Annotated in this window: 26 protein-coding genes and 2 tRNA genes; 15 read left to right on the top strand and 13 right to left on the bottom strand. The window is 63.0% G+C overall.

What is annotated here, in order from left to right; all coding sequences use genetic code 11:
- Positions 1–316 precede the first annotated feature (316 nt).
- The 3 genes from HSEST_RS04260 to HSEST_RS04250 form a co-directional block, all read right to left on the bottom strand.
- Entirely contained in the window at positions 317–1,147 is an 831-nt protein-coding gene (locus tag HSEST_RS04260; RefSeq protein WP_229122332.1) for a YihY/virulence factor BrkB family protein, read from the bottom strand.
- Between the two features lie 712 nt (positions 1,148–1,859).
- Positions 1,860–2,039 carry a hypothetical protein gene (locus tag HSEST_RS04255; protein WP_229122331.1) on the bottom strand — a complete coding sequence of 60 codons (180 nt, stop codon included), beginning with the start codon at positions 2,037–2,039 and terminating at the stop codon, positions 1,860–1,862.
- Positions 2,039–3,403 (bottom strand): NAD(P)/FAD-dependent oxidoreductase, encoded by a 1,365-nt coding sequence (locus tag HSEST_RS04250; protein WP_229122330.1) that lies wholly within the window; start codon positions 3,401–3,403, stop codon positions 2,039–2,041. Before HSEST_RS04250 ends, HSEST_RS04255 begins: the two co-directional genes overlap by 1 nt.
- A gap of 112 nt (positions 3,404–3,515) precedes the next feature.
- On the opposite strand from HSEST_RS04250, the gene HSEST_RS04245 reads away from it, so the two are divergent.
- Positions 3,516–4,475, top strand: coding sequence for a D-2-hydroxyacid dehydrogenase (locus HSEST_RS04245; protein ID WP_229122329.1), 960 nt, complete (start codon positions 3,516–3,518; stop codon positions 4,473–4,475).
- Here HSEST_RS04245 and asd read toward each other — a convergent pair.
- Positions 4,472–5,512 carry an aspartate-semialdehyde dehydrogenase gene (gene asd, locus HSEST_RS04240; protein ID WP_229122328.1) on the bottom strand — a complete coding sequence of 347 codons (1,041 nt, stop codon included), beginning with the start codon at positions 5,510–5,512 and terminating at the stop codon, positions 4,472–4,474. The genes HSEST_RS04245 and asd overlap by 4 nt on opposite strands.
- Before the next feature lie 107 nt (positions 5,513–5,619).
- Positions 5,620–5,943, bottom strand: coding sequence for a twin-arginine translocase TatA/TatE family subunit (locus HSEST_RS04235; RefSeq protein ID WP_229122327.1), 324 nt, complete (start codon positions 5,941–5,943; stop codon positions 5,620–5,622).
- A 216-nt stretch (positions 5,944–6,159) separates the two neighbouring features.
- On the opposite strand from HSEST_RS04235, the gene HSEST_RS04230 reads away from it, so the two are divergent.
- The 4 genes from HSEST_RS04230 to HSEST_RS04215 are packed head-to-tail and all read left to right on the top strand — an operon-like array spanning position 6,160 to position 9,367.
- Positions 6,160–6,636: a redoxin domain-containing protein gene (locus tag HSEST_RS04230; RefSeq protein ID WP_229122326.1), complete on the top strand. Its 477-nt coding sequence runs from the start codon at positions 6,160–6,162 to the stop codon at positions 6,634–6,636.
- Positions 6,637–6,687: 51 nt separating this feature from the next.
- A complete protein-coding gene (locus tag HSEST_RS04225; RefSeq protein ID WP_229122325.1) occupies positions 6,688–7,173 on the top strand; it encodes a GNAT family N-acetyltransferase in 486 nt (161 codons plus the stop codon).
- Between the two features lie 48 nt (positions 7,174–7,221).
- Positions 7,222–8,400 (top strand): DNA primase small subunit PriS, encoded by a 1,179-nt coding sequence (priS, locus tag HSEST_RS04220; protein WP_229122324.1) that lies wholly within the window; start codon positions 7,222–7,224, stop codon positions 8,398–8,400.
- A 1-nt stretch (position 8,401) separates the two neighbouring features.
- The gene (locus HSEST_RS04215) at positions 8,402–9,367 is read left to right on the top strand and encodes a hypothetical protein (RefSeq protein ID WP_229122323.1); all 966 of its coding nucleotides are present in this window, start codon (positions 8,402–8,404) and stop codon (positions 9,365–9,367) included.
- Here HSEST_RS04215 and HSEST_RS04210 read toward each other — a convergent pair.
- Complete coding sequence (locus HSEST_RS04210; RefSeq protein WP_229122322.1) at positions 9,364–10,458, bottom strand: S1C family serine protease; 1,095 nt, start codon at positions 10,456–10,458, stop codon at positions 9,364–9,366. The two genes, HSEST_RS04215 and HSEST_RS04210, sit on opposite strands and share 4 nt — an antisense overlap.
- Before the next feature lie 82 nt (positions 10,459–10,540).
- On the opposite strand from HSEST_RS04210, the gene HSEST_RS04205 reads away from it, so the two are divergent.
- Together HSEST_RS04205 and HSEST_RS04200 are read left to right on the top strand one after the other, a co-directional pair.
- A tRNA-Arg gene (locus HSEST_RS04205) sits at positions 10,541–10,613 on the top strand.
- Between the two features lie 247 nt (positions 10,614–10,860).
- On the top strand, positions 10,861–11,400 hold the full coding sequence (locus HSEST_RS04200; protein WP_229122321.1) for a metal-dependent hydrolase: 540 nt from the start codon (positions 10,861–10,863) through the stop codon (positions 11,398–11,400).
- Between the two features lie 153 nt (positions 11,401–11,553).
- Here the strand turns inward: HSEST_RS04200 and HSEST_RS04195 are convergent.
- The 3 genes from HSEST_RS04195 to HSEST_RS04185 form a co-directional block, all read right to left on the bottom strand.
- Positions 11,554–11,626: transfer RNA gene (locus tag HSEST_RS04195), tRNA-Gln, on the bottom strand.
- A gap of 69 nt (positions 11,627–11,695) precedes the next feature.
- Positions 11,696–12,127: a metal-dependent transcriptional regulator gene (locus tag HSEST_RS04190; protein ID WP_229122320.1), complete on the bottom strand. Its 432-nt coding sequence runs from the start codon at positions 12,125–12,127 to the stop codon at positions 11,696–11,698.
- Positions 12,124–12,597 (bottom strand): ferritin-like domain-containing protein, encoded by a 474-nt coding sequence (locus HSEST_RS04185; protein WP_229122319.1) that lies wholly within the window; start codon positions 12,595–12,597, stop codon positions 12,124–12,126. Before HSEST_RS04185 ends, HSEST_RS04190 begins: the two co-directional genes overlap by 4 nt.
- Before the next feature lie 214 nt (positions 12,598–12,811).
- Between HSEST_RS04185 and HSEST_RS04180 the strand changes: the two genes are divergently transcribed.
- The 5 genes from HSEST_RS04180 (at position 12,812) to HSEST_RS04160 (ending at position 19,356) form a co-directional block, all read left to right on the top strand.
- Complete coding sequence (locus HSEST_RS04180) at positions 12,812–14,221, top strand: sodium/calcium exchanger protein (protein WP_229122318.1); 1,410 nt, start codon at positions 12,812–12,814, stop codon at positions 14,219–14,221.
- Entirely contained in the window at positions 14,221–15,564 is a 1,344-nt protein-coding gene (locus HSEST_RS04175) for a D-aminoacyl-tRNA deacylase (protein WP_229122317.1), read from the top strand. Before HSEST_RS04180 ends, HSEST_RS04175 begins: the two co-directional genes overlap by 1 nt.
- 170 nt (positions 15,565–15,734) lie before the next feature.
- A complete protein-coding gene (gene ftsZ / locus HSEST_RS04170) occupies positions 15,735–16,886 on the top strand; it encodes a cell division protein FtsZ (RefSeq protein ID WP_229122316.1) in 1,152 nt (383 codons plus the stop codon).
- A gap of 79 nt (positions 16,887–16,965) precedes the next feature.
- Positions 16,966–17,958: a hypothetical protein gene (locus HSEST_RS04165; protein ID WP_229122315.1), complete on the top strand. Its 993-nt coding sequence runs from the start codon at positions 16,966–16,968 to the stop codon at positions 17,956–17,958.
- Positions 17,959–18,489: 531 nt separating this feature from the next.
- A complete protein-coding gene (locus HSEST_RS04160) occupies positions 18,490–19,356 on the top strand; it encodes a CheF family chemotaxis protein (protein ID WP_229122314.1) in 867 nt (288 codons plus the stop codon).
- Positions 19,357–19,368: 12 nt separating this feature from the next.
- Here the strand turns inward: HSEST_RS04160 and HSEST_RS04155 are convergent, their stop codons facing one another.
- Together HSEST_RS04155 and tnpA are read right to left on the bottom strand one after the other, a co-directional pair.
- Positions 19,369–20,541, bottom strand: a complete 1,173-nt coding sequence (locus HSEST_RS04155; protein ID WP_229122313.1) for an RNA-guided endonuclease InsQ/TnpB family protein — start codon at positions 20,539–20,541, stop codon at positions 19,369–19,371.
- Between the two features lie 2 nt (positions 20,542–20,543).
- Positions 20,544–20,933 carry an IS200/IS605 family transposase gene (gene tnpA, locus HSEST_RS04150; protein WP_229122312.1) on the bottom strand — a complete coding sequence of 130 codons (390 nt, stop codon included), beginning with the start codon at positions 20,931–20,933 and terminating at the stop codon, positions 20,544–20,546.
- 188 nt (positions 20,934–21,121) lie between these two features.
- Here tnpA and HSEST_RS04145 point away from each other — a divergent pair, with 188 nt between their 5' ends.
- The 3 genes from HSEST_RS04145 (at position 21,122) to HSEST_RS04135 (ending at position 23,040) form a co-directional block, all read left to right on the top strand.
- Positions 21,122–21,574, top strand: a complete 453-nt coding sequence (locus HSEST_RS04145; RefSeq protein ID WP_229122311.1) for a halocyanin domain-containing protein — start codon at positions 21,122–21,124, stop codon at positions 21,572–21,574.
- 148 nt (positions 21,575–21,722) lie between these two features.
- Entirely contained in the window at positions 21,723–22,232 is a 510-nt protein-coding gene (locus HSEST_RS04140; RefSeq protein WP_229122310.1) for a GNAT family N-acetyltransferase, read from the top strand.
- A gap of 370 nt (positions 22,233–22,602) precedes the next feature.
- Entirely contained in the window at positions 22,603–23,040 is a 438-nt protein-coding gene (locus tag HSEST_RS04135) for a hypothetical protein (protein ID WP_229122309.1), read from the top strand.
- 118 nt (positions 23,041–23,158) lie between these two features.
- Here HSEST_RS04135 and HSEST_RS04130 read toward each other — a convergent pair whose 3' ends face one another.
- Both HSEST_RS04130 and HSEST_RS04125 read right to left on the bottom strand, forming a co-directional pair.
- A complete protein-coding gene (locus HSEST_RS04130) occupies positions 23,159–23,437 on the bottom strand; it encodes a hypothetical protein (protein WP_229122308.1) in 279 nt (92 codons plus the stop codon).
- 61 nt (positions 23,438–23,498) lie between these two features.
- A complete protein-coding gene (locus HSEST_RS04125) occupies positions 23,499–23,810 on the bottom strand; it encodes a hypothetical protein (protein ID WP_229122307.1) in 312 nt (103 codons plus the stop codon).
- Positions 23,811–24,348 lie beyond the last annotated feature (538 nt).

Raw genomic sequence — 24,348 nt, 5'->3', positions numbered from 1 at the left:
CGTGAGAGTCGGTCGCTCCACTACGACCCGACAGCTCCCGTCTCACCCACCATAGCGGCAGGGTTTTGAGAGGAGTCGCATTTCCAAACCTCGACACGGCCAGCGCGGAATTGAGGTCTTCAACTCCGTCTTTAGGGGTTGTTTTCTGACCGTTACAATCAGATAGTACCTCTGTTGTATTAACTGTTTGGATTACTGTTCGGGCTGACGGGCTTCACCCTCGGGGTCAAGCCCCGAGGAACTCGCCCTACCCCGCCTGTAGAAGCCGCTAGTGTTCTTCTGAGAAATCGTATAGTTCAGAACGCTACCGGGGAAGCTACCCAGTTTCCAACCTGGCCTCATCGAGAACGGCATTAACCGCGCCGCCGATCAGGACGACGATACTGGCGAAGTACAGCCACGTGACAAACAGGAGGACGGCGCCGATCATCCCGTAGGCTCCGTAACGGGAGGCGTTTGCCGCGTAGAGCCGGAAGCCGCTCTGTAGAAGTATCCACCCCCCAGCGGCGACCGCTGCCCCCGGAAGCACCTCACGTATCGACACGTCAACCGGCGGAAGAACGTAGTAGATCGGCAGGAGCACGAGTCCGAGAACGGCCATCAGCAGGAGCGACCCGAAAACGTTGACGAAGGGGACTTCGGGTGGCAGAAACGAGAGCGCGACGCCGACAGCGACGACCAGTCCGAAGCCGAGCGCAATCCCGACCACTACGACGAAGCCGTTCCTGACCTGTTCGATCATCGATGTTTCTACGTCGTCAAGGTACAGCTCGTCGAACGCCTGATCGAGGCCGCGAAAGAGCTTCAGGGCGCTCCACGCGAGCCCGAGAAGTCCGACGACGGACGCGGCCCCTCGGCCGGTGGTGTTCGTAAGCGACTGGGTCACACTGTCCTGGCCCGCCGAGGAGAGCTGCTGGCTGAGCATGCCCGTCACGCGGCCCACCAGTGCGTCGCCACCGATGAACGACGCGACCGCCACAGCGAGCAGTATCAGCGGGATTATCGAGATGAAGGCGTAGAAGGCGATGCCGGCCGCCAGGAACGTCAGATTGCGGTCGACCCCGAGGGTGACGACTGCGCGGATGGTCGATATGGTCTCCTCCAGTGGATCCGGAACGTACCGGCCGATTTGGCTATCGCTGCTCATCGTATTTTTCCATATAGATCCCCATCGCTCCCAGTGGTTAGTTATTCGATGCGTATCGTCGCGGGACGACGAACTCCGGGAGGGCAGGACCCCGATATGCTGGCGTTATCGGGAAAGCTGCGGGCTTACTACGATTTTCGTTCGACGACGCCCATCCGGGTCCCGGACTGTCAGTGGTCTCGTTGACAGTAGCATCAACAATCGTTCGGCAACCGAGTGGTCCGAAGGACCCGGTAGGTCACCGGGAGATTTCCCTGGGGTCGTCTCCCGAGCCTTTGCTCGCTACGTTCGCAAAGACGCCGATTCACTCGCGCGAACGGATGTGAGCGCGAGGCTGACGAGCGACCAACGGGAGCGAGGAGGCTTTTGGCCGAGCTTTTGCAAGCGAGCGGAGCGAGTGCTGCAAAAGGTCGTAGTGTACGCCCGCAACACTAACGACCGACATCATCCCTGGCGGCGTGCCGGGTCAGCCGGGAAACCCTCGTGGCGGGCGGGTGACGCTACGCGTCACCGGATGGCGAGGCGGCGCAAGCCGCCGAGCCGGGGCGCTCTGTGAGCCCCATATGCTGAGACGGCGGTTGCCGTCACAGCGGGATGTACCGTACCTGGGTTCTCCGTGCCGTCATCGCACCCATACGGGAACGCTCGGGCGGGGACTTGTGGTACGCGTTGAGACGTTACCAACGACAGCGCATAAGCCCTTCGCGAGCGGCTACGAATCAGGAGCCCAGGGACCGATCCCGAAAAGGTTGCCCAGCAGCCAGCCGACGGCGACCGGTGTCACGACGGCCAGGCAGATGAGACCGATCCAGCGCAGTGGCGGCGGCTGTAGAGCGAGATAAATGAGGTACAGCGTCCCGACGAGCGGCAGACTCCGCTGGAGGAGGCTCATCAGAGGACGTATTCCGACTCGTGTAGCTGGACGTACGCACCGTCACTGAAGCCGCGCCGGATCCACTTGTAGCGGGCGAGCAGCGACAGCCCACCGAATCCGGCCCCGAGCGCCTGTCTGTAGCGCGATCCCTTGACGGAGAGCATCCGGTCGACGATATCGAACGTCTCGTCCCAGTCGGACGGCCCCATGTCGCGTGCCATCTCGGCGAGCGTAACGTTGCGCAAGACCTCGTCGCCGAGAGCGCGCTCCCACTCGCGATTGTACCGGCCGAGATCGTCCGTCGCGGCGAGCCGGCCGGCGATTTTCCCCGTTCGGACGGCGACGTGGTCGCCGCCCTCGTGGAACGCGGAGGTGGCACCCATCGCGCCGCCGACGACCGCGATGTCAGCCTGCGTCGGCGACTCGATCGGCCGCGTCGAGGAGATCGGATACGCCTCGGTCCCGCCGCGTTTGCCGCGGTCCTCGACGATCGGGAAGTCTTCGAGATCGTACCCGGGATACTGCTGTTCTAGCAGGCGTTCGAGATAGACCCGACCGGGCGGAATCTGCTCGTCGTCGGGCTCCAGCAACGCGTATTCCGCCCGGTTCTGGACGGTGCCGATGTCCATATCGATGGGCATCGTCAGCCCGACGCGGGCGACGTTGCCGTCGTTGGGGAAGATCCACGGATACGCCGTGTGGCCGGGGATGACACCCCACCAGAACTTGAGCAGTTCAGGGTCGAACAACTCCTCGGGGATCCGGCGGTGCTCCTGGTAGGCGATGTGGTTGGCTTTGTCTGGCCCGAGCAGCGAGGCGGTCGATCGATCCGCAGGCATGAATTGATCCAGCGCGTCGATCGTGACTGTCCGCTGCGGACCGTCAGCAAGTACGAGCGCGTCGGCTTCGAGTTGCTCGCCGTCGGCAAGCGTCAGCGTGTGCGTGAACGATCCGGCGTCGAAGGTCGAATCGACGTCAGTGACGCTCGTTCCGACTTCGTAGGAGACGCCAGCCGCCTCGGCTTCCTCGCGGAGCCAGTCGTCGAATCGAGCGCGATGGAAAGTGAATCCGAACCCGTCGTAGCTCGCGCCGATCCCGGTGTCTCTGAGCGTTACGGATTCCGACGGGCCCGCGAACGTCGCGCCGTCGAGTTCCCGCAGAATGATATCCTCCGGGATCTCCTCCGGGTCGTAGTCCATGAGGTCGATCCAGTAATCGAGCATCCCGGCCGCGTCGGTCGAGTCCGGACCTGTCCGCTCGCGGTCCGCACGCGGCACCCCCTTCTCGATGACAAGTGCATCCGCATCCCGCTCGGCGGCGGCCCGCGCGGCCGACATTCCCGCCGGCCCGCCGCCGACGATCGCAACGTCAACTCGTTCCATATGCGTACCCCGACCCGTCGGTAGTTAAAAGTCGTGACCTCGCTCGCGTTCTCGAGTGGCCAACGTATAGCCACCAGTATAACAAGCGCGACGGCCGTCCGTTCGAACAGCTATGTCCGATCGACCCGAGATTCTCGTCCTCCCACAGAAGCCACACGGCATACCGGTCGAATCCCTCGTCGCGTCGCTACGCGAGCGCTACGATGGGACGGTGTCGCTGGCCCGGACGAACGACGCGATCGACAAAGCGTTCCCGGACGCTGAAGTCGCCGTCGGGAACTACATCTCGACCGACATGCTCGAGCGGGCCGACTCGCTTGAACTGTTCGCCTGCTCGTATGCCGGTACCGATCACCTCCCGCTGTCGGAACTGGCCGAGGCGGGCGTGACGGTCACCAACGCCGGGGGCGTCCACGCCTCCAACGTCGCCGAGCACGCCGTCGGCTCGCTGCTTTCACTGACCAGGGGGTTCTTCCGGGCGCGCCGCCAGCAACGCGACCACGAGTGGCGCAACTTCCAGATGGGTGAACTCGCGGGGCGGACCGTCACTATTGTCGGACTGGGTGCGATCGGATCGGCGATCGCCCGGCGACTCCAGCCGTTCGACGTCGATCTCCGAGGCGTCCGCCACACGCCCGAGAAAGGGAGTCCCGTCGATAGGGTGTTCGGCTACGACGAGATCGAAGCCGCGCTCGCCGGTGCCGAGGGCGTCGTGCTCGCGTGTCCGTTGACCGAGACGACCGAGGGGCTGCTCGGCCGGGACGAGTTCGATCTCCTCGATCCGGACGCTGTGGTCGTTAACGTCGCCCGAGGTGGCGTGATCGAGACCGACGCACTCGTGGATGCACTCCGCTGGAACCATATTCGGGGAGCAGGGCTCGACGTGACCGACCCCGAGCCGCTGCCAGCCGAGCACCCGCTGTGGGACTTCGAGAACGTCCTGATCACCCCACACAACGGTGGTTACACGCCCGAATACTACGATCGGCTGGCCGACATCGTCGTCGAAAACGTCGAGCGCGCGGTCGAATCCGGATCGTGGGTCGGCCTCGACAACCAGGTCGTGCCCTAGATGTAGCCTTCCTCGAGCAGGAGTTCGCCGTTGAGAATTGACGCGCCGGCCGCGCCGCGCAGGGTGTTATGCGCGAGACAGTTGAACTGGACGCCGCCGGTCGTTTCCTGGATACCGCCGACCGCGATGCCCATGCCGTTGTCGCGGTTGCGATCCAGCCGGGGCTGTGGGCGGTCGGGCTCCTCGAAGACCCGGATCAGCTGCTCGGGTGAGGAGTACAGGTCGTCGGCCGACGGGTACGATTCCATCGCCTCGACAACCTCCTCGGGCGTGACATCCGCGCTGGTGTCGGCCCAGACGTTCTCCAGGTGGCCGTCCAGGGTGGGGATGCGGTTACACGAGGCGGCGACGTCGAAGCTGTTCCACCGGACCGCCGCGCCGTCGAACTCGCCCAGCAGCTTGCGGGATTCGGTCTCCATCTTCTTTTCCTCGCCGCCGATGTGCGGGATCGCGTTGTCGATGATCTCCATCGAGGAGACCCCGTTGTAGCCCGCGCCGGAGACGGCCTGCAGCGTCGAGACGTCGATGCGTTCGAGCCCGAACGCGTCGTCCAGGGCCGCCAGCGGCGGCACCATCGTGATCGTCGAGCAGTTGGGGTTCTTGATGATCGCGCCGTCCCAGCCGCGCTCGTCGCGCTGGACCTCGATCAGATCGAGGTGTTCCGGGTTGACCTCCGGGATTGTCAGCGGCACGTCCGGATCGGTCCGGAAGTTCGAGGAGTTCGAGGAGAGGACGTAGCCCGCCTCGGCGAACTTCGGTTCGACGGCCTCGCCGACGCTGGAGGGGAGCGACGAAAAGAGGAGGTCGATATCGTTCGGGACGTAGGTCGGGTCGGTCTGGCGAACCTCCAGATCCGCGACCGACTCGGGAATCGGCGTGCCGATGCGCCACTTGGCCGCCTCACGATAGGATTTGCCCGCGCTGTCCTCGCTTGCGGTGACAGCAGCGATCTCGAACTGTGGGTGGGGGTCGAGCAGCTGGATGAGTCGCTGTCCGACTGCCCCTGTTGCGCCGAGGATGCCGACGGTCGTTGTCATGGTACTCGGGGGTAGCACGGTGCGCGGTCAAAACAGTTTGGATATTCCCGAGGCTCACCGTGTAGGTGCTGGACGGAAACAGAAACGACAGCGAATCCGAGAACGGCTTACTGGTTCGAGAACTCGGCGTCGTCGTCGAACGACGATTCGGTTTCCGGCTCGACCTGAGGTTCGGTCTTCGACTCCGTCTCGGGCTCGGACTGACTCGGCGCAGGCTCGGACTGACTCGCCTCGGAGGATTCGCCACCCTTCATCTCCTCGAGTTCCTGTTCGACCTGTTCGCGCCCCTTCTGGAACTCGCCGATCGCCTGCCCGGAGGAGCGAGCGAGTTTGGGCAGCTTGTTCGCGCCGAACAGCAGCACGGCGAGCAGCAGCAGCCCCAGCATTTCCGGGCCGCCGAGCATTCCGAATTGCAGGATTGTATCTACCATCACTATCCGGTTGTTACTCCCTGTCTATTATAGTCTTTTTGGACCTCCCAGCTCCCCGAGAACCGACGCTGATCGGGGTCAATGCGGGAAAACCGACCACTGCGGAGATCGACACAGACGCCGGCGCTCAAACACAGAGGTGAGGAAGTCCCGTCATCGCGTCGAAATTCTCCGGATACGGGATCGTCTTATGGGCCGTCCCCGTACACCCGGTCGATGGTAACGACTGGCGACTCCGCACCCGACTTCACCGCACCGCTCGCGAACGGCGATATCGACTCGTTCACGCTCTCCGATCGCCTCGACGAAGCGCCGCTCGTGCTGGCGTTCTTCCCGGGATCGTTCACGAGCGTCTGCACACACGAGATGAACGCCTTCCAGGACGACCTCGAGGCCTTCGAATCCGCCGGGGCCGCCGTGTACGGCGTCAGCGTCGATTCGCCGTTCGCGCTCAACGAGTTCCGCGAGAAGCTCGGACTGGAGTTCGACCTGATCAGCGACGCCGACAAGGAGATCACCGAAGCCTACGATATCCAGATGGACTTCGCGGAGCTGGGCGTCCACGACGTCGCAAAACGGTCGGTCTTCGTCGTCGACAGCGATGGCACCGTCCAGTACGCGTGGATCAGCGACGATCCGGGCGTCGAACCGGAGTACGACGACGTGCTCGCGGCCGTCGAAACGCTCGCGTAACGGGCCGGCAGGGCGGAAAAATTATATTTGCGTCGCTGCTACTACCCGTTAGTGAGTATCAACGTCGATACACGGGTTATCGACCGCGGCAGTGACGAATACGTCGAGGACGCCTGGAAGCTCAAAGAGCGTATCCGGCGTTCCGACGGCGTCCTGCGCCAGCGTCGGCGCTTTTTCGAGAACGCGTATCGACGATCGAAGGTGTACGTCTATCTCAACCGGGCGCGGCCGACGAAACTGATCGGATTCGCAGCGGTGCGACGCGACGGGTACGTTCTCTTTCTGGCCGTCGACGAACAGTACCGCGACGAAGGCTTCGGGAAGCGACTCATCGCGCGGGTCGCCGAGGACTACGATACCGTGACCTGTCACGCCCGGACGACCAACAACGGGGCCATCTCGTTTTACCAGCACCTCGGCTTCGAGATTCAGCGCCGGATCGACAGCTACTACGAGGACGGCGGCGATGCGTACTACCTCAAACTCGGCGATGACGGCTCGATCACCGATCGTCTCTCGAAGTTACTCGGTCGGTGATCGCGGTGACGAAAACGCTTTAGCCCCGAGTTCGCAAACAGTGAGTCGATGGAAGAACGGACGCGCGCGTACCTCCGGGGTCGGTTCGGCGATCACTACCGACGGGCCGAGCTGACGCCGCCGCCCGGCGCTAGCGAGCGCGAATGGGGCTACATCCCCTGGACCGACGGGCCTGGCACGACGATGGTGCGCCACCGATCGCTGCTCGATCTCGGCGCTATCGAGGACTTTCTCGCCCGCGAGCGCCCCCGGCACGTCTACTTCTCCGCCGGGCGATACGACGACCCGAGCGCCTCGTCGATGAGCCAGAAAGGGTGGCGCTCGTCGGATCTGGTCTTCGATCTCGACGCTGATCACCTGCCGTCGGTCACGCCCGGTGAGGATACTTACGCAGAGATGCTTGCGGCGTGCAAGGACGCGTTACTCCGCCTGCTCGACTTTCTCGAAGACGACTTCGGGTTCGAGCAGTTGACCGTCGTCTTCTCCGGCGGTCGGGGGTATCACGTCCACGTCCGCGATCGGGGGATCCAGACCCTCGATCGCGAGTCGCGGCGGGAGATCGTCGATTACGTGCGCGGGATCGGCCTGGAGTTCGACGCACTGGTCGACGAGGAGGCCGTCGGCGGAACGGCCGGCCGGAGCAGTCCCGCACACAAGCGGACGCTCGCGACAGAAGGGGGCTGGAGCGGTCGCGCCCACCAGTACATCATGGACACCGTCGACGAGCTGCTGGCGCTCGACGAATCGTCGGCGACCGACCGACTCACCGCATACGATGGGATCGGCGACGGCAAAGCCGAGGCCGCACTTCGGGCCATGCGGGAGAACACCGATCAGCTTCGGGCGGGGAACATCGACATCCATCCGGCCTTTGTCTCGGTCGCGAACGCGCTCGTCGAGGACGTCGTCGAGCAGGACAACGCACCCATCGACGAGCCGGTCACGACGGATACGAACCGTCTGATCCGGCTGCCGGGCAGCCTCCACGGCGGGAGCGGGCTAGCAGTCCAGCGGCTCGATCGGGACGAGCTGGCGGCGTTCGATCCGCTCGTCGATGCCGTCCCGGAGACGTTCGTCGGCCACGATATCACCGTCGAACTCACCGAGGACGTACAGGTCGAACTCTACGGCGATAGCTTTACGGTCTCGGAGGGAGTTCGTTCCGTCCCGGAGTACCTCGGCGTGTTCCTCATGACCCGGGGACGCGCGGAGAAGGGACAGGAATAGTATGGATCTCGACGAACTACAGACGGTCAAGAGTCGCGAGCGCCAGACTGACAGCCTCCAGCAGCTGCGCGACTCCTTCTATACTGAGGCGAGCGAGTACCTTCAGGAATTGCGTGACGCGCGCGATCAGGCGGCCGAACTCGCGGACGACCCCTGGAACGATCCCGAGGTCGGCCGTCTGTCCGACGAGATCGAGACCGCGGAACAGACCGTCGAGGCGATTCACAAGCGCCGGGTGGCCAAGATCGTCAAGAACGCGTCGCTGGCCGCCCACGGCTCGGCAGTCGACGACAGCGGGTTGACGACCGAAGAGCAGGGGATGTTCGACCAACTCGTGGCCGACATCGAAGCAAACCGTGAGCACGTCCTCGATAAGATCGCCGGGGAGCTCCCGGCCGACAGTTCGCCCGAGACTCCCCAGACAGCGTCAGTCGAAGGGGCGAGCGCCGAATCGAGTCCCGCGGCGGGCGCGGCCGAACACACTGGACCGGATCCGTCAACCAGCGAGGGACCAGCGCCCGACGAACGTACTGCAAACACCCCTGACGGGCCCGGACCGAGGGATCAATCGACCGCCGACCCATCGAGCCGTCCCGAGGCAGAGCCGCCGGATGCGCCGCCCGGCGGGATCAACGCGGACGACGACTCGACGGACAGTGAGCAAGCGGTGCCAGCGGCGGACGTGATGAACGATGGCGGCAGTACGCAGGCGGCTGACCCGGCGACGGCAGGCGCCCCTGCCGATCCAGAGGCGGGGTCAGGGTCGCCACCTCCGACGGATGCGTCCAGTAGTTCGGATCGAGCGGACGGGGTCGACCGTCGAACGGTCCGAATCACAGAGGAGGTCGGCGAGATCCTGGGCGTCGATCAGCGCGAGTACGACCTCTCGGCGGACGACGTGGTCACGCTGCCGGAAGCCAACGCGAAGCCGCTGCTCAACCAGGACGCGGCACAGCAGCTAGATTAGGCTGGTAACTCCGGCTCCGGCCGTTCACCCAGTGTCAGCGTAACTGTTTTCCGGTCTCCGTCACGGATGACCGCAATCTCGATCGCATCGCCGGGGCTCGTCTGCAGGGCCAGGAACGTCGACAGCGCCTGCTGTGTCGGGATCGGCTGGCCGCCCATCCGCTTGATGATATCCCCTCCCTGCAGGACGCCGTCTGCGGGGCCGCCGCTGGTCGCTTCGCCGACGTAGATGCCACTCGCCTCCCGGAGGCCGAGATTGCTGGCGATGTCCGGTGTGACTGGTCTGAGTGTGATCCCCATATACGAGTGGTCGTAGTCGCGGTGTTCGATCAACTCGGGGACGACACGGGATACGAGCGCACCGGAGATAGCGAAGCCGATGTTGTCGCCACCGCCGGAGTTGATGACGCCGACGACGTTTCCCCGCAGGTCGACCAGCGGGCCGCCGCTGTTTCCGGGGTTGACCGGCGCGTCGGTCTGTATCGCGTCCGGGATCGAAAACCGGCTGCCGCCCGCGGCGGGAAGCGATCGGTTGAGGCCGCTGACGATGCCCGAAGAGACGGACCCGGAGAATCCGAAGGGGTTGCCGATTGCCAGCACCTCCTCGCCGATCGGCGGGTCCTGTTCTCGCAGCGGGAGGGCAGCGGCCGAGTCGGGCAGGCCTTCGGGAACCAGTACGGCGAGATCGCTATAGACGTCCGTCGCGTGGACGCTGGCCGATCGCCACTCGCCGGTTCGGAGCCGGATGAACACTGCCGTCGCGTCTCTGACGACGTGTTCGTTGGTCACGACGTGGCCATCGGCGTCGTAGACCCAGCCGGTGCCGCGGCCGACGCCCGTCGGTGTCCGAACGCGGACCTCCGCGACGGAGTCCCGAACCCTCCGATATACGTCGGTAAAACGGGATGGATCGCCCAGATCATCAGGCGTTGCCAGCGGCTGTAACGTCTCGACGTCCCCTGGCGGCACGGACGTGTCGTCCGTCGTTTGTCCGCTATCGTTCGCCGGTGCCGTTGCGCACCCCGCAAACGCGAACGCCGAGCCTGTCGCGACCGCACCCAGGAACCCCCGTCGTGTGACCTCGTCGGGCATGTTCCGTGTTCAGGACGTGATGTGGATAAAGGCTCGGGGGAGAGCGCAAGCATTTTTTTACAGCACAGCCGACCCTGCTATAGGGCGTGTGGCCTAGCGGACAGGGCGAGAGGTTCCTAACCTCTCGATCGCGGGTTCGAATCCCGCCACGCCCGTCCACTTTTTACTCCCTCGGGTTTCCTCGGGCCTTCGGCCCTGCGGGAACCGCTCGGTCGCAAAAACATGGGGAAAAACCCCTCCGCGCTCACACTGTTCGCGCGGAGTGAAACGGCGGCCTGCGGCCGCCGTATGCTTGATTTCGAGTTCCGCCACGCCCGCTATCGTATCAGGCGACAATGGGTCAGTGGCGCTGACCCGGAGTCAAGCGCAGAGGTCAAGAGTGGACGGCTCCGAATACGATCCATGTGGCCGTGGGGACACCTCGCCGTCGGCTATCTGCTCTATCGGGCTATCGCTCGTGATCGGCCCCTGGATGCCGGACCGATATTCGCGCTGGCAATCGGCACACAGCTTCCGGATCTGATCGACAAGCCGCTGGCGTGGACAGTCACGCTACTCCCCAACGGGCGATCGCTGGGCCATTCGCTGGTCGTCGCCGTACCAGTGCTCGTCGGGATCGCGTTGGTCGTCGATCAGCACCGGCGCCAGGCCGCGTTCGCACTGGCTGTCGGCTACCTCACCCATCTCGGCACTGACGCACTGTACCCCGCACTCGCTGGCGACTGGTACTACGTCGGGTTTCTCGGCTGGCCGATCGTCCCGCCGATCGCATACGCCGACGAATCCGCCGGAATCGTCGCCCATCTCATCGGCTTCGAGTTGACGCTCACCAGCGGGTTCGAGTTGCTGCTCGTCGGTGGCGCCATCGTGCTCTGGCTCGCGGACCAGAAGCCGGGCTGGGATGCCACGCGTCGCGTCCTGCGCGGCGCTATTGGAATTTAAGAACAGGGATCACGGTCGCCGTGGCTGGTCGTGCGGTTCGCGAGAGGAGTCCTGGGCAGATTCGAACCGCGGTCACCCCACTCGCGGACGCTTGCTCCGCACTCTGCTTCGAATCCTGTTGGGACGATCACTGCTCGCTATCGCTCGCAAAAGTAGTCCCGGGCGGATTCGAACCGCCGTCAGAGGCTCCAAAGGCCTCTATGATTGGCCGCTACACCACGGGACTACAACGTCCATCCGGTCGTATGTCCTTCGGGGAGTTATACTTTCTTTTCTGGTCTGGAACCGATCACCCTCAATCGGACGCTTCGATCTCGGGTTCGAGACACTCACAGACGTCGTTTTCGGGATCGAAACAGTCCGGGCAGTCGCCGTTTCGGTCGACGATCGTATCGAGTCGCTCGGCGACGGTCTCGTCGATCACGCTTTCGAGGGTGCGGGCCTCGGCCCGGAAGTCCTCGACTTCCAGCACCTGCAAGAGGAATCGCTCGATGATACAGTACGTCTCCAGCGCGTCCCGTGCCTGCCGGATCCCCTCGTCGGTCAGATCGACGCCTTTGTATTTCTCGTGTTCGACCAGTTCCTGATTTTCGAGCTTCCCGACCATCTCGTTGGCGCTTGCGGGACTGACGTCCAGCCGATCGGCGATCGAGCCGGTCGATGCCGGCCCGTCCTCGACCTGCTGGATCAGGTAGATCGCCTTGAGATACTGATCCGCCGTGTTCATTGTTCCCCCATGAGTTCCGTGACTTCTTCGACGCCCTTTGCCTCCTGCTCGCGGATCGACTCCAGCGTCGAGAGCAATCGCTCACGGCCGACACTGAACTCGGTCGAACTCGCCTCGATCGCCTCGATCAAGTCGTCGTAGAACTTGTATGTCGTCTCCTCGTTGCACAACTGATCGTAGAGCACGTCGTCGAAATCGCTGTCGGCCTCGTAGGTCGCCTCGACCAGCGTCTCGATCTCCTCGAACGGGACCGTCTCCGCGTCCAGATCCGCGATGAGCCCTTCGAGCTGATCGCGATGGGTCGCCGACTCCTCGGCCGCCTCGGCCATATACGTCGCGACGGACGTCTCGTCGGCGATGGCTTCAGCGTGTTTCGATGCGCGCGCTTCGACGACTTCTTCGAGGACGATCCCGATCTGCAGCAGGCGCGCGAGCTGGTGGTCCGACGCCAGAGACATGCCGACGCTCACGGGTCCGTTCCCCCCGCTGGATCGAAGCGTGTCTGCATAGCCGTGGGTCAGAGTGGCGCGGCCTTAACTGTTTTCAGGCGCTAAGCCCCCTTCCTCAAGGAGCGAACCGCGAGACTGCCCCGGATCGACTTCGAGATCGCAGTCGCCAGATCTGCGTATCGGTCCACCGGCCGTTTCGCAAGACTTTCCGTGAACGGCCCTGTCACTCACGGTCGTGAGCCGTCTTCGTCATCCCCTCGTACAGGTCGGTCTGGCCGTCTTGCTGACACTCCCGTGGACGGGAACGGTCGCGTACAACTTCCTTGCACCGGTCCTTTTCGGCGGGAGCCCGATTCACCTCGAAACCGGACTGGAAGTCCTTACTACGGGACTGGCCGTCCTCGGGGCGTCGTTCCTGCTCGCGTGGGCGGCCGAGACGGCCGAAAAGGACGTCCCGCGGGCCTTTGCCATCGCCGTGCTCGCGATCCTGGCTGTCGCACCCGAGTACGCCGTCGACGCGCTGTACGCCTGGAACGCCGGGGCCGGCGGCGCGACGACAGCCGCGTGTAACCCGGCGCCGTCGATGGGAACCCAACTCGGGGAGGCCTGTCACGACGCCAACCTCGCGGTCGCGAACATGACCGGCGCCAACCGGATCCTCATCGGCATCGGCTGGGCCGGGATCGCCTTCTACACGGTCTGGCAGGCCTACAAGACACGCGATCCCGCCGTCGAGAAACGCGACGGGTTCCTCACGGACGTCATCCACATCGACCGCGGGCTTTCGACGGAGATCGCCTTTCTGCTGGCCGCGACGGTCATCGCCTTCGCCGTCCCGCTCGCGGGCGGCATCGGCATGTTCGATACGCTCTTGCTGGTCAGTCTCTACGTCCTCTATATCGGGATCGTCGTCCGCGGTGACGTCGAGGACGGCGAAGAACAGGTCGGCGTCCCCGCTTACTTCCAGGCCAAGCGCCGGGCGATGCGGATCCCGATCGTCCTCTCGCTGTTTGTCTATTCGGGGCTGATGATCTTCATCGCCGTCGAGCCGTTCGCCCACGGACTGGAAGCGATCGGCGTCTCTATTGGCGTTCCCGAGTTCTTCATGATCCAGTGGATCGCGCCGCTGGCCAGCGAGGCACCGGAACTGATCGTCGTCGCCGTGCTCGTCAACAAGGCCCGTTCGACCGCCGGGTTCAACGCCCTGATCTCCTCGAAACTCAACCAGTGGACGCTGCTGATCGGGACGATCGCAGTCATCTACTCGCTGGGGCTGGGATCGCTCGGAACGCTTCCCTTCGACACCAAACAGACCGCGGAGATCTGGATCACCGCCGCCCAGTCGTTCTTCGCGCTGTCGATCCTGATCAACTTCGAGATGTCGATGCGCGAGGCCGTCGCACTGTTCGCGCTGTTCATCTCGCAGGTCGCCATCGAGTTCCTCATCCTGCGCGTACTCTCGCTTCCCCATCCCGAGGCGGCGAGTCTCACGATGTTGCACGTCTACACCGCAGTCTACCTGCTGCTTGGAGTCGCGCTGTTTTACCGCCGCCGGCACGCCCTGGGAGAGGTGTACGCCCGAGCCGGTAACGCCGCCCGGACCGCCGTCGGGAAGGAACCGGTCGCCATCGAGGGAGGGGACTGATGCTGGGGATCGTCGTCTCGCGGGCCGACAGCGCCTCGGTCCACATCGGCGAGCACCTGCGGGCGGTCGCCGACTGGGAGCGAGAGACCGACGAGTCCCGCCCCGACGGCGAGGGCGGCGGAACAGTGTACCGACTCGACGGCGTCGAGCTCCGCGAGTTCGACCCCTTCCATCTCGAACTGGATCGCGTCGCCGAGGCCTTCGGCGACATCGACCTGCTGGTCTTCGCCTCCCGCCACTCCGGGGAGACCGGACAGTTGCTGACCGCCCACCACACGGGGAACTTCGGACCCGCCGAGTACGGCGGCGAGGCGGGCGCGTTCGCGGCAGCCTGCCCGAACGCGCACAGTCGCGTCGTTGAAGCGCTGAGCCACCACGCGCCCGAGGGCTACGAGGTCGGCATGGAGTGTACTCACCACGGTCCGACCGAGGTGGGCGTCCCGTCGATGTTCGTCGAAGTCGGCAGCGACGAACCCCAGTGGGACGATCCCGACGCGGCCCGGGCGGTCGCGAAGGCCATCCTCGACCTGCGAGGCGTCGGTCCGCTCGCACCTCGGGAGGATGGAACCCGTCGCCACGTCGTCGGGTTCGGCGGCGGCCACTACGTCCCCCGGTTCGAGCGGATCGTCCGCGAGACCGACTGGGCCGTCGGTCACATCGGGGCCGACTGGGGGATCGACGCGATGGGCGATCCCGAGGAGCATCGGGACGTACTCGAAGCGGCCTTCGAGGCCAGCGCCGCCGACCACGCCGTCCTGGCCGAGGATCGCCCCGATCTGGAAGCCACCGTCGAATCGCTGGGCTACCGGGTCGTCGGCGAGACGTTCGTCCGCGAGACGACCGGCGTCCCGCTGGCGCTGGTCGAACGGATCGAAGACGCGCTCGGGCCGATCGGCGAGGGGACGCGGCTCGGCACGCGGGCGGGTGAGTTCGACGGCGAGTTCGTCGTTTCCGACCTCCCCGCGGAGCTCCGGGACGAAGTACAGGGCATCGACCCCGACGCGGCCCGGGAAGCAGTCGAGTCGATCGCGGTCGCCTTCGAGACCGTCGAGGGCGGGACGCGACTCGGCGATCGGGTCGCGCTCATCGGCGAGAGCGATCGCACGGCAATCGTCGAGGCGTTCGCCGAGATCCTCGAATCGAAATACGAGTCCGTCGAGCTGACCGCCGAGGCGGTGATCGCCCACAAACGGGAGTTCGACCCCGAGAAGGCCCGGACGCTCGGCATCTCCGAGGGGCCGGCCTTCGGGAAACTCTCGGCGGGCCAACCCGTCGAGGTCGACGGCAAGACGATCGAACCCGACGTGGTCCACGTCGAGCGCGAGTCCCGGTTTCAGCTGTAGACACCCACGTTTCGTTTCCAGATTCCGGAACGTCATCCGTCATGCGCCGAAACCCCCTAATATCCTTCCTGGCCGAAATTCCCGTACGACTCCAATCGAAAAATGCGTCAGACGCTCGTCAGCCGAGGTGCAAAGAATAAAATAGGTGGCTCTGCAATCCCCCTTTAAATATGGACTCGATCATCGACGAAGCCATGGAGGAAGCCGACGAAGAGCATCAGGATCCGGCTTCCGAGGGCAGCACGGAGTCGTCGTCACAGGAGGTCTCGACGTCCGGGCAGATGAGCGACGCGGAACTGGCCGATGTCGTCGAGGATCTGGAGACGAAGATCACCGTCGTCGGGACGGGCGGTGCCGGCGGGAACACCGTCACGCGCATGATGGAGGAGGGCATCCACGGCGCGAAACTCGTCGCGGCCAACACCGATGCCCAGCACCTCGCCGACGAGGTCAAAGCCGACACGAAGATCCTCATGGGCCGCAAGCGGACCGGCGGTCGCGGGGCCGGTTCGGTCCCGAAGATCGGCGAGGAGGCCGCCCAGGAGAACATCGAAGACATCCAGCAGTCGATCGACGGCTCCGATATGGTCTTTGTCACGGCCGGGCTCGGCGGCGGAACCGGGACGGGATCCGCGCCGGTGATCGCCCAGGCCGCCCAGGAGCAGGGTGCACTCACTATCTCTATCGTCACCATCCCCTTCACCGCGGAAGGTGAACGCCGACGCGCGAACGCCGACGCGGGCCTCGAACGACTGCGGGCGGTCTCGGACACGGTCATCGTCGTGCCCAACGATCGGCTGCTCGATTACGCGCCCTCGATGCCGCTGCAGGACGCCTTCAAGATCTGTGACCGCGTGTTGATGCGCTCGGTCAAGGGTATGACTGAACTGATCACCAAGCCAGGGCTGGTCAACGTCGACTTCGCCGACGTTCGCACGATCATGGAGAACGGCGGCGTCGCCATGATCGGGCTCGGCGAATCCGACAGCGAGAACAAGGCCCAGGATTCGATCCGTTCTGCCCTGCGCTCGCCGCTCCTGGACGTGGAGTTCGACGGCGCGAACTCCGCGCTGGTCAACGTCGTCGGCGGACCGGACATGTCCATCGAGGAGGCCGAAGGCGTCGTCGAGGAGATCTACGATCGGATCGACCCCGACGCGCGGATCATCTGGGGGGCGTCGGTCGACCAGGATCACGACGGCAAGATGGAAACGATGATCGTCGTGACCGGCGTCGACAGCCCGCAGATCTACGGCAAAAGCGAGGCCGAACAGGAGAAAGCCGCCCAGCAACTCGGCGACGATATCGACTACGTCGAATAACACCGCCCACGGCGGTCAACACACGCTGTGTTCGGCACGCGGCGCGTGATACTTGTACCCGGCAGACGCATTCAGGTGTATGGACGGGCACCGACGGTCGCGTCGTGACGTACTTGCTGGCGTGGCAGGAGTGGCTGGCGTGGCCGCGGCCGGATGTCTCGATCGGGTCCCCGTGCTCGGTTCCGATCCCGCTCCGTCCGTCGGCCCCGTGCCCGCTGGGGCAGTGGCGTTCGCCACCGTGGACGTGGCGACACTCCTCGAATCCGACCCGTTGCGTGGTCTGCTCGACGATGCAGTCCCCCTGACCGATGTCGACGGGCTGTCCGAGACCGTCGACGGACGAACCGGGCTCGATCCGCGCGAGGTCGAGACCGCCTCCGCGTTTCTCACACCCGGGGCAGAGATGAGTGGCGGCGTGATCGACGCGGCGTGGGACACCGACGACGTCGTCTCGGCGGTCGAATCGCAGGGCCGGACACCGACTGAAACGACCGTCGAAGGCGTCTCCGCGTACACCTTCGAGACGAGCGATCTGACGGTCAGCTCGCTCCCGGACGGCCGAACGGTCGCCGGCGTCGGCGGCGGCACCGGTGCGATCATCGCGACCGATGCGGGCTCGAAGGCCGGTATCGCGGCCGGGGTTCGGCGTGCGTACGGACGGGTTCCGTCCGGGCCGGTCGGGTTCGCTATCGACGCCGGCAACGCCGACGAAGAGACGATCACGGCGATCACGCGGGAGCTGCCACGGTTCGCGCGCGACGTGGTCGACAGTATCCGATTCGTCGCCGGGTCGCTATCGGCTGTCGACGGTCGTCCCCGTATCAGGGTACAGGTGACTGGCAACGACGGGACCGGTGCCAGACAACTCAAAGAGTACGTCGAAGCGATCCCTGCGCTCCTCGATCAGCGACTCGACGACAACGCTATCAGCGATGCCCTCGACGATGCCACGATATCGAGAGACGGAACCCGTGTGACCGTGACGCTACTCGGCCGCGAGACCGTTCAGCCGCTGGTTGACGCGGTGGTCCGACGGATCGCGCTGTCCGTGCTCTCGCCGTCGCTGTCGTGACTCGTGGTGTCTGATCGCGGTGACCTGGCTGAGACGATGGGAATTTATAAACGCTGGAAGGCCTACGTTCGTGCAACGGCGGGCCAGTAAGCTACCCATGACTGAAGTCAAGGGCTTTCCCCGTGGCGGTTTCTGCCCTCGCTCCAAGGAGTGTCACAGGCGGGTCGCACGACGCCGTGGTTCTGCCCGGCTGAACTGTGCTGTTCAATCGGGCATACTCCCGCCGGGCTTTATGCGTCGGGGGCGGCTGGCGTCAACACACCGCTTTAACTCAGCGTGGACTCGAACGCTTCGCGCCGCCAAAACGGCGGTCGGAGCGGCGTCGTCAGCATCCCGCTGTTCGGGGCCGGCCTACGGCGGCCCCTCCGGGGCGTCCGTTTTGGCCGCCCCGGAGTGTAGGATCAGATACAGACAGGATGGAATTAAATGTGTCGATAGAGAAACCGTCGCCGACCAGAGCGCACTGGTCGGCAGCGCAGCCGACGCGCTTCCGCCCACCCCTGAAGGAGTGGGCTTCCGAGCTGGACACCTATGAGCGGCGACGAACGGAAACTCCTCGACGCGGCTGGCGACATTTGCTACGTGGTGCGGGACGGCCAGCCCGTCGACCAGCCGTCCTGGTCGTCCTCGCGGCTGCTGTTGACGAACAAGCGGCTCGTCGTCGCGGAAAACGGCTCGAAACGGACGATCCCGCACGGCAAGGTGACGATCCCTCGGGACGATTCGGTCGTGCCGGACGAGATCGATGCGGCCGGTGCGGTCACACTCCGCATCGAGTCGTCAGTGCTGCTCGTCACGGCGACCGGTGAGGACGACTTCGTCGAGACCTATTGCCGAGCGAATCTCGGTGGGACCGTCGTGCTCGCGAAGCACCCGGCAGTCGTCGGCGGCGTCGTCCAGGACGAGGCCGCCTGGGAGAAAGCGCAGTTCGCGCTCGAGGAGGACGTATTCAGGTTGCGGTTCCCCGACGGCGACCAGCTGACAGCCGAGGTCGAGGACGTCGGGACGGTCGAGGAGCGGACGGGCACCGTGATGGGCTCCCAGCGCGATATCGTCGCCGTCGAGCACACTGACCAGGACGGCCGCAGCGTCGAGACCCACTTCTCGGGCAACACCCGACATACGACCGTGCTCGCGACGCTGTTCGAACACGTCGTCGAGCGCCGCGGGGACGACCACGAGCTGTCCGACACCGAAAGCCAGGTCCTCATGGCACTGTACTCGGGCGTCTCGCCGTTCGAGATGGCGGATTTCGTCGGGATCAGCGTCGAGGAAGTCGAGGAAATCTACCAGCACCTGCTGGAGATCGGAGCCGTCGACGAAGTCCGTACTCGAACGGAGGTCACGCTGAACGCGGAGGGCCGAAACATGGCTAGCGAAGCGATGAACGAGCAGTGACTTCTCCCACGACTAAAGTCGTGTGCTTCCCTCACTGAGGGTTAGGCCCACGTCATCTGGGGAGTTCGCAGGTTCCATCTCACCGCTAGTTCCTTCGAGTACGACCTGCGTTTCAGGCTGAGCCACAACAGCCCCCACCGTGGATAGCGGGCTCTGAATGTCCTTACCCACGGCTCGTTTGCCGATGTTCGTCGCACCATTCTTGTCGCCGTTGTCATCCAGTCCACAGTCGTGGCACTCGACACGCCCCTGCACCTCACGACTCGTGTTCTTCGACCCACACCGCCAACACGTCATAGATGTGTCGTACTCGTTCACAGGGATACACTCGCGCCCGTCAAGATGAGATTTGTACGTGAGGATGTTCGCCATCTTCGCATACGGCATCTTGTGGGTTTTATCGTTCACGTACCGTCCCTCGTCGTTGTCGAATCGCAACCCCGTCATATCACCAAACACGATGACTGCGTTGCGCTCCCGAGCGCGTGCAACGAGTTCGTTCACCACTTGATGCAGTTCGTGTTCGACCGTTCTGGATTCCTTGTCCCCGAGGCGTTCGATGACCTGCGCTCCCGAGCGAACCTTCGCCTTCCCGATGGACTTGCGGAGTTGCTTGTAGTGTTCCCGGACACGGCGGACTTCTGCGCCGTGGAACTGCGTGTCGCGGTCAGAGAGGAACGTGCTGACAGCTATCCACTTCGCACCCATATCGACGGCGAGAACGTCGTCGTACTCGTCTGCGACGGCCACAGACCGCGTGCAGACGAGATGGACATACCACTCACCGTCCCGGTGGACGAGTTCCGAGTCACTGATGTACTCGTCGGTGAGCAGGTTCGTGTCCTTCTCGGGAACGCGGACGGGAACCCAAATGCTATCTCCCTGTTCCTTCTCGGGGTTGTAGACGGGGAGTTTAAACCACCACGAGGAGAGAACCGTGTCCTCGTCGTGTTCGATGGTGATGCAGTCGTTGCGGAGAACTACGGGTTGGTCGGTGTCCTCTCGCGGGTTCTTGTTCGACCGGACTTTGCCCGCCTGTTGCTTGGTGGCGGAGTAGAGGTTCGCGTCGTCGTCACCGTGAACGGCATCTTGGAACGCGCCGTACTCGCGTTCGATGAGTCGGGCTTTCCGCTCGGTGAGCGAGTGGAGCTTGACCCGTATCGTGGTGGTGACTTCTCGACGCATCGTTATCGTCCGGTCTGTGCTTCGATGTACTCATCGATGGTCTGACTCGACACCTCACCCGCACTGGAGACGAAGTACGAACGCGTCCACAGTGAGGGGAGGCCGAAGTCGAACTCCTCACGGAGGTTCCGCGAGGTGTAGCCCTTGACCTGTTGGATGATCTTGTTCGGGTCGAGTTTCGCGGTGCCCGTGATGAACAGGTGTACGTGGTCGGGCTGGATTGCCAGTCGAAGAATGTCGAGGTCGAGTTCGTCGGCTTTCTCCTCGATGAGTTGGTCGAGGCGGTCGGAAACCTCGTCGGTCAGCACCGGCTTGCGGTACTTCGGGCACCACACAAAGTGATAGTGGAGGTTGTGAACCGACGTTCGCTCTCGACTGTACCCCCGGGGCATACGATTAGATAGAAGTCAATCTATATTATATGCTTTGACTCCACCAACCCTCGGTCGGCTATCGAGGATGGTTTGTGTCGTGTGTGGTCGGATTCATCCCACGACTGAAGTCGTCGGCTTTCTCCTCGATCTCGTGTAACATTCGCCGGGGGCGACAGTCTCACCTTCGATCGGAACGTCCGTTGAGTATGGCACTCTCACGACGTACGTATCTCACGGTCGTCGGCAGTACGGCGGTGATCGCCGGCTGTTCGACCGGCAGTGCTGACGTTCCCTCCTACGACGTGCCGACGGTGACATCCCCTGAGACAGTCAGTTCCTACCTCTCGGACACGTCGAACTTCGACGGGTCGATGCTCGATCTCACCGGCCGCGACGAGGTCGAAGTGGCCGTCGGTACTGAAGGCAACAACGGCAACAACGCCTACAGCCCGGTAGCGATCCAGGTCGAGACGGGTACGACTGTCGTCTGGGAGTGGATCCGCGGTAGCCACAACGTCGTCGATACCGACGACACATTCAGGTCCGATATCGGCACGGGCCTGACCTTCGAGCACACCTTCCAGGAGACGGGCACGTACACCTACTACTGTTCGCCGCACGAACGCTACGGAATGAAAGGGGCCGTCGTCGTGGAATGACACGTAGCGAGCGGAAGCCCACCCCTTCAGGGGTGGGAGGATGTCAACGCGTGGTGGCAGCTACGCGCGTTTCGCTCCCGACCCGTTTTGCTCTCGGCCTCCGGACTGAATCGACACGCAAATACACCTGTCGCGGAAACCCGCCAGTGTGGTCGACATCGAACCGGCGGCAACTGCAGCGTCCGACGCGATCCGGTCAGTATTGACTGCGGCGTTCGACGACGACACGGAAGCCGAACTCGTCGAAGTGTTACGCGAGGAAGGGGCGTTGCGCCCCGATTGCTCGCTGGTCGCTCGTGACGGCACGGTAGTCGGGTACGTCGCCGTCTCGAACGCCGAGCTGCCGGTGGCTCCCGGGGTGGATATCGCCGTCCTCGGTCCGATTGGGGTCGTTCCGGATCGGCAGGGCGAGGGGATCGGCACGGATCTGATGCGGACTGCGATGCGATGCTGCGTGCAGACCGGCTGTGACGCGGTCGTCCTCGAAGGCGACCCGTCGTTTTACGAACGGTTCGGGTTCGAATCGGCGGCCGCGTTCGGGCTCGACAGCGACCTCGATCCAGCCGACGGGACGTTTCAGGTGTGGCCGTGCAAGCCCGGCTCGCTCTCGGGAGTCGAGGGAACTGTCCGGCATCCGATCCCGTTTCACGCGCTCTAGTGGCGAGCAAGACCGACTGCACAATTGCCGCACCGTGGAACGGTGGGCTCATCACGCTGCCACGATAACGTCGGAGTGGCCGATGACGACTCACGGCCGGCACCGTCCCGTCTCGACCACGCGGTCTCGTGAGGTCGAACCGCGGGGCATCCGGCCGCTCCGTTCGCGGCGAGCAGCCGCGACTCCGAGCCGGCTTCGACACCCGGCGATGACGATCCCTATGAGTGCCGAGGCCATTCTGCCACCGGTAGAGTATGCGAGAAAACTTTGAGTCTTCTATAGGATTATATGATTATAATTGAAGGACTCAATCCTACTTTGTTCGGGCGAGGGTAAGAAATAAGTAAGTACCATACTTACATACTCCCGAATGAAGCGAGTTAATGTCCCTCTCCCGGATGAAGCATACTACGAACTTCAAACAGAGGCAGGCAAGGAGCGAATGGATACGGAAAATTACATCCGAGAGCTTCTAATTGATGAAGTCAATATAGAGATCGAAGATAGGGGCCAGAGCGGCCACAACCTACAGGATTTTGCGCTTGACTGGGATTGGCCGAATAAGAGGCTGAAGGAGGGAACCGCTCAGGCCAAAAATGTCGTCGGAGTTTTGCATCATATGAAAGAGGGACTAGATTTTCCCGAGGCTGTGAAACGTCGTGCAGACACCGCTAGGGAAGAAGACTCTGACCGAGGTTCTGACTATGAGAAAACAGTACGGGCAGATTGTACGAAACGAGGTCAGGGCGTTACTAGCAGTGTAGATGAGTTCAAAACAGAAGCCGAGATGTTAATAGAGTCATTCTAACAGAACGATCACTATTTATTTTTCCGTTGTTCTCTACGTCCTCAGGCAGTTTCCTATACGAGATAATCGATTCATCTTAGTTGAACAGGCGACCTCGGAGCACCCTGTCTCCTTCGTCTCAGGATAATTCATCGGTGTGTATCTCCTCTGGAAATACCGACATTATCTCTTCGTCGTCACCGTCTATCAATTTGATAGTCACTTCCTGTATCCCATCCGGCCAGCCGGATTCGTTAAACATAGCAGCCGCAGTTGCCGCGGCGCTTTCGCCAGAGTCAACGCTAACATCGGCTTCAATATAGAGTGTCTTTCTGGCTACGGTTATTTCCTCTATACCCGCATCCTTCTCATTAAAGAAATCCTCCAACCACTCCGCTAATCCATGTGCCGTTGACATACGACCGGATTCTTCGGGGATTCATATACTATTTCCCCCACTACCTCGGATGACTGTCGATCTACATCATCCCGTGCTTCTCGTAGAACTCTTCGAGCGAGTCGCAGTCGTGTTCGTCCATCATCGTGACCCAACCTCCGAATCGATAACGTCGCCAGCATTTCTGACCGTCGATGAACACGGGATTCTCGCCATCGTCGGGTGGCATCTGGATGACGTCATCGTCGGATTCTGGTTTCTCACCGGGAGGCCAGCCGTGCCAGGGTTCCTCGCCATCCTCATTGACTGCCCGTTCGTCGCACTCGTCACATACGAGGTTCGAATAGGTTCCACCGTCCCCACCGCCTTCACCTCCGCATATCGGACAGGGCATATGCGAAAATTCTATCTATAGGATTATAATTCGCCTGATTGCTCCCCTGACTCTCCAGAACTCACGGAAACGGCCATTAAGGCGGATTCTCGAATTCTCTACCGTGTGTTTTCCGACGGTTCAGCGGTTAGGATCTTATAGAATCCCGGTTATCCCCCTGATGTACGTGTTACAACAGCTGAAGGGTATACCAAGCGTCCGGGAAAAGCCGGTTCAGGGCGTTCCTCAGTAGGCAGTCCCAACGCTGTCTTGCGTTTTAGGTAAGCAGTATTATGAATTTATAGAGTCGATATTCTGACGCATATGGGAGGACAGAAATGAGCGAATCGAAATTCAATTCTTCGGTCGTACCGCCAGAACACGATGGAGCCTCGAAGACCGGTGAGCATCGAGTCATCCGAAAGAGCGAGTGGGTCCCCGGACACCATCCGGAGCCGCACAAGCGAGACGGAACACGTAGCGGCTATATCGAACACTACCTGAAATGCGTCCGCTGTGGGGTTGAAGTCCTGAACAAGATGGACTTCCCCGATGAGTG

Origin of the sequence: Halapricum desulfuricans, from assembly GCF_017094465.1 — an archaeon.
Taxonomy (GTDB): Archaea; Halobacteriota; Halobacteria; order Halobacteriales; family Haloarculaceae; genus Halapricum.
Note: the sequence above shows the minus strand (reverse complement) of the source record. Positions and strands in the feature narration are given on the sequence as shown.